The organism is Mycobacterium sp. (genome assembly GCF_032162105.1).
Classification (GTDB): Bacteria; Actinomycetota; Actinomycetes; order Mycobacteriales; family Mycobacteriaceae; genus Mycobacterium.
The window spans coordinates 1-4,695 of sequence record NZ_JAVRPS010000129.1; the positions used below are offsets into that span (position 1 = coordinate 1).

The 4,695-nt window shown below is 69.7% G+C and carries 5 protein-coding genes; 2 read left to right on the plus strand and 3 right to left on the minus strand.

Translation table 11 applies throughout. The annotated features are described in order from the left end of the window. The 3 genes from QOC69_RS06440 to QOC69_RS06450 all read right to left on the minus strand — a co-directional run. Positions 1-940: CHAT domain-containing protein (locus QOC69_RS06440; RefSeq protein ID WP_526437526.1), on the minus strand; the 940-nt coding region annotated here is incomplete at its 3' end. Next, positions 937-2,676 carry a hypothetical protein gene (locus QOC69_RS06445; protein WP_526437520.1) on the minus strand — a complete coding sequence of 580 codons (1,740 nt, stop codon included), beginning with the start codon at positions 2,674-2,676 and terminating at the stop codon, positions 937-939. The genes QOC69_RS06445 and QOC69_RS06440, both read right to left, overlap by 4 nt. Before the next feature lie 77 nt (positions 2,677-2,753). After that, entirely contained in the window at positions 2,754-3,263 is a 510-nt protein-coding gene (locus QOC69_RS06450) for a lipoprotein LpqH (RefSeq protein ID WP_526437522.1), read from the minus strand. Positions 3,264-3,512: 249 nt separating this feature from the next. Here QOC69_RS06450 and QOC69_RS06455 point away from each other — a divergent pair, with 249 nt between their 5' ends. Together QOC69_RS06455 and QOC69_RS06460 are read left to right on the plus strand one after the other, a co-directional pair. Beyond that, positions 3,513-3,764 carry a hypothetical protein gene (locus tag QOC69_RS06455; RefSeq protein WP_526437528.1) on the plus strand — a complete coding sequence of 84 codons (252 nt, stop codon included), beginning with the start codon at positions 3,513-3,515 and terminating at the stop codon, positions 3,762-3,764. Positions 3,765-3,767: 3 nt separating this feature from the next. Further along, on the plus strand, positions 3,768-4,695 hold a 928-nt coding region (locus QOC69_RS06460), incomplete at its 3' end, for a DNA glycosylase AlkZ-like family protein (RefSeq protein WP_526437524.1).

Consider the following 4,695-nt stretch of genomic DNA (forward strand, 5'->3'; position numbering starts at 1 on the left):
TCACGGCCGCGGCGGTCAGCGGGCGGTCGTCGGCCACGTGCAATGCGGCCTGATCGGCACTGCCGGACCCCGCTGCGGTGGCGTGGCCAACGAACAACAGCCGACTCGGACCGTCGGCCAGCCTGGCGGACAACCAGTTCCAGTCGGCGTCGGTGCGCCGGAACAACTCGACGGCCGCGTCGACGGCGGGCAACACGGCTCCGCGCGCGATGGCCACCGCGAAGTGCCGGGCCAACGGCGCGTCCGGCGACGGCCGCCCCAGCACGGACCCGAGCGCGGAGTCCGCCCGCTGCCCAGGCACCCGAGGATCGAGCACCAAAAGCGGAGGACGGTCGACGCGCTCCTTCCACGTGGTGTGTTGGCGTGGCGAGTGCACGATGTTGGCAGGCACCGCCATCAACACCTCCACCATTTCCATCAGCCGGTAACCCTCGGTCAGGGAACCGGCATCTGCTGTCGGCCAAGGGATTCGGGCGGCGGACTTGCCTTCGGCCGTGATCGCGGCGGTTCTGGCCCGAACCATCTCCTCCGCCGACGGCCGCACGGTCGGCAATGCGAGCAGACCCCATGGGACGCGGGCCAGGCGCGCGCTCGGCGAGACGAACAGCACGGCCCGCGGCGCGGACGCGTACTCCAGCAGGAGTTGCCATCCGGCGTCGGACACCAGCAGCACGCCCAGCCGATAGGCCAGGGTCTGCTCGCTCGACGGCGCCGCGAACGCGCCGCAGGTGAGTGCCCGGTGCAGGGCGTCCGCGACCGTCTCGCCCGGGTTCGGCTCGGGTAGCGCGCCTGCGAGTTCGTCCAGCGCCGCGAGTAGGAGAGGCTCGTCGATCACCCAGGTGAGGGTCCGTTCCGGCCTGCCGACGACCCGCAGGCTGGCGTACGTGGCGACCCCGACGTCGGCGAACCGGAGCACTAGTGTCGCCGGAGGGTCAGTCAGGGCCACGTCGACCAGGCGACTTCGTCGGTGGTGACGTGCTGGCCGTACCGGTCGAGAGCGAGTTTGCGGTACCGCTCCAGCACGGGACCACCGGTGGGATCCATCTGCATCGGCGGCAGCGGGCCGAGCCGGGTCAGCGAGCGGCCGGACTGCACCGGAGGGCCCGCGGCGACCTGCGCGAGTTCGTCCACGTCGCTGATCGGGGCGGCGGCCGTCGCTACGCGCGACCACTCGATCACCTCCACCTGCCGGCTCTCGGCACTGAACGTGCCCCTGGCACTGTGGTATTCGATCAGCTCGCTGGTCAGTTCGCGGTTCTCCCACTCCCAGACGACGGAGAACGCCCCGGCCAGCAGCGGCGCGGCGACGCACTCGGCCCACTGCGCCCTGGCCTCGGTGTCGGTGATCGAGTAGCGCACCGAATCGACCGCAAGCGCGGCGGGCAGTTTCAGGTCGGCGGCCCGTGCCAGCTTGTCCATGGCGGTGCGGTACTGGGGACTTCCTGCCTCGGTGTGCATGACACCCAGCGCGGCTCGGTAGCGAGCTTCGGCGTCCGACCAGTCCTCTTCCGGGTCGCCCGCGCCGTCGAATCCGAGGTCGGCCAGCGCGTCGGCGCGCCACACCGAGCCGAGGTGGTCATCGAGACGCGCGTACGCGAGCCAACTGCTGCGAGGTGATTCGTCGAGGCAGGCTCGGGCCTGCGCGATCATGTCGATCGCATCCTGGTAGCGACCACGGAATATCGCGATCCAGCTGCGCTGCAACAGGATACGGTGAATGTTCAGTGGCTTGGCCAGCTCACGCCAGTGCCGTTCGGCGTTCTCCCAGCACTCGTCGGCGACCTGCAGCCCGCCGGCCGCCATCCTGTACAGCCCGAAGTACAGCCAGCAGCGGGACACGTCGTTGGCGCGCAGATACTCGGCGATCACCGGGTAGGCCTCGCGGACCAATGCCTCGGTGGTCAGCTGATCGCCCTTCGACCAACTGACGGTCGCCCGCTCCAGCCGTGTTCGGGCGATGGCCAGTGGCCAGTCGCGGGCCTCGGCACGGGCCCCCGCGCGGCGCAGCCAGGGTTCGGCTTCGGACAGCGCCCCCGTCTCGATGCAGAACCTGGCGTATCCGATGCCGCCGAGCACGAGCAGGTTGTCGGTCGACTCGCTTCCGTTCCGCGGCGCTTCGATGCCGTCGATCACGTTCTGCCACAACGGTACCGAGCGAACGTGAAGATCGTCTTCGCACAGCGCGGTGGCGCAGTTGATCCTGGCATAGGTGCACAGGTACGCATGCTCGTCGCGCAGGTCATCGAAGGCGGGGTCGTTCGACGCCATGTCGTCGAGCACCTGCAGCGCCGCCGCGGCGCCCTCGTGATCACCGAGCGCCGCCGCAACGCCGGCCTCGAGGAACTGCGCACGCCGCGAGTATCTGCAGATCAGGTGGCGCGCATCGGCGGCCGTCACCGTCGACTTGGCGACGATTTCCTCCGACGCGGTACCGCCGAGGATCGACGAGTAGACCGCCAGGCAGTCGCGGATCCGGCCAACGGCCTCCCGCGCGCCGTCGTACGCCGTCCTGACCAGGTAGAGCTCACCGAGCTGGGCCAGGACTTCGAGCATCAGATCGTCACGGTCGGCCTGCTCGATCTGCGGCATCAACGACAGCAGCAACTCCTTGGCCGCGGGCTCGTCGGCGGCCAGGGCCAGGTGGCGGGCCCGCTCGAGCTCACCGGGGATCGACACGGCTGCATCATAAGTCGCTCGACGCGATGAAAGGCGACGGACGTGCAGTGCACGTCCGCCGCCAGGGGTGAGACCCGTCAGTTGCAAGTCACCTTGATCTCGAACTTCTTCGTGATCATCCCCGCCATCGGGTTCTTCATGTCGGCACCAGCCGCCTCACCGGTGATGGTGTAGGTGCTTCCGTCGACCTTGACGTCGGCGGATCCGGTGTTCATGCCACCCATCGACGCGACCGCCAGCGCGTTTCCGTCGACGGTCAGACCCAGCGACTCGACCTTGGGCGTGGCCTCGTCGGTCATCACGACGCCGAGTCCGCCCGTGGCAGATCCGCTGGCGACGTTGATCTTGCCTGCCTGCTTGACGCAGGTCACGGTGCTGAGGTCCAGGCCGGCCAGATCCTGACCTTCCACCTTGACCTCGGTGTTGCCGCCCGTGCTCACCTGGGTGGTCGCGCTGCCGCTGGCGGCGGCGGTGCTCGACGCCGGCGTGCTGCCCTTGTCGTCGGAGCAGCCGACCAGCACGGCGGCGGCGGCGACGAGGCCGATCCCAGCAGCCAGAACCCGATTCCGTGAAGTTCCCATTGACATTCCTTCGCTTCAACGCGTCGCCCCGATGGCGTCGTCGTGATACGAGTACAGACGGCCCGAATCGCTACCGATCCCAACTATTGGCCGAGGTACGGTGACCGTGTGTCCGATTCAAGGCCCGACGACCCAGCGCCTGACGAGGCGGTTCCCGACGAAGCGGTCGTCGACGAGGTGGTCGGGGGCGACGACGTGGTCGACGCCGAGCCGCTGCCCGACCAGGCGCAGGCGGCGACCGTCACCGCCGAACCCGTGTCCGTGCCCGGGCAACCCGCGCAGCCCCTCGATACCGGGTACACCGCAGGCGGCGTGCCGACGTTCGACTCCGTGCGGGAGAAGATCGAGACGCGTTACGGCACGGCGATCGGCGCCGCCGAACTCGCCGCGGAGACCCCGGAGGGCCGCACCGTCGAGGAGCAGTACGACGCCCGTCAGCGTGCGGCGGCCGAACGGCTCGAGCAGATCCGGGCATCGATGCACGACGACGAGTCCGGTCAAGCCTGAGCCGTGCGTTCCTTCACCGTCGACGAACGGCGGGCCAGACTGGCGCGGCGCCACCTGCTGACCGCTGCGCCTGCCACCGGGTCCATCGCCGAGGTCACCTCCCAGCTGGTCGGATTGCACGCCACCGACCCGGCCACGCCCTACCTTTCGCTGTGGGCGCGGATGCCCGGCTTTCAGGTCGGTGATCTGGACGGCGCGCTCTACCAGGACCGCTCGGTGGTCAAGCATCTGGCGATGCGACGCACGCTATGGGTGTTGACCATCGGGGATCTGACCGCGGTGCAGGCCGCTGCCAGCGATCGCGTCGCAGCCAACGAGCGCAAGCGTCTGGTCGCAGACATCGAGAAGTCGGGCGTCGCCGCCAACGGAGAGGCATGGCTCGGCCATGCGTCCACGGCGGTCCTGAATCACCTCGCCGAGCACGGTCCGGCCAGCACAAGGGAACTGCGCACTGCGCTGCCCGAGTTGGCGGGCAGCTACGACCCGGCCCCCGGAAGGCGTTGGGGCGGAGACACTCCCGTCGCCCCGCGCGTTCTGACGGTACTGTCCGTCGAGGGCTTCATCGTCCGCGGCCCCAACGACGGCACCTGGACCACGTCGCGCCCGCGCTGGGCGACGGCGTCGGCCTGGCTGGGCGCCGCCGGCGATCCGACCGCAGCCGAAGCCGCGCGGGCGGGGGTGATCCGCGCCTGGCTGCGAGCGTTCGGGCCCGCCACCGTCAACGACGTGAAGTGGTGGTTCGGCAACACGCTGACCTGGGCCAGGGACGGACTGCGCGACATCGACGCCGTCGAGGTGGACATGCACGGTACGGCCGGCTGGGCGCTACCCGATGACCTCGAACCGGAACCAGGCCAGGGCCCGTGGTGCGCGCTGTTGCCCGCCCTCGACGTCACCACGATGGGCTGGCAGGACCGCGACTGGTACCTCG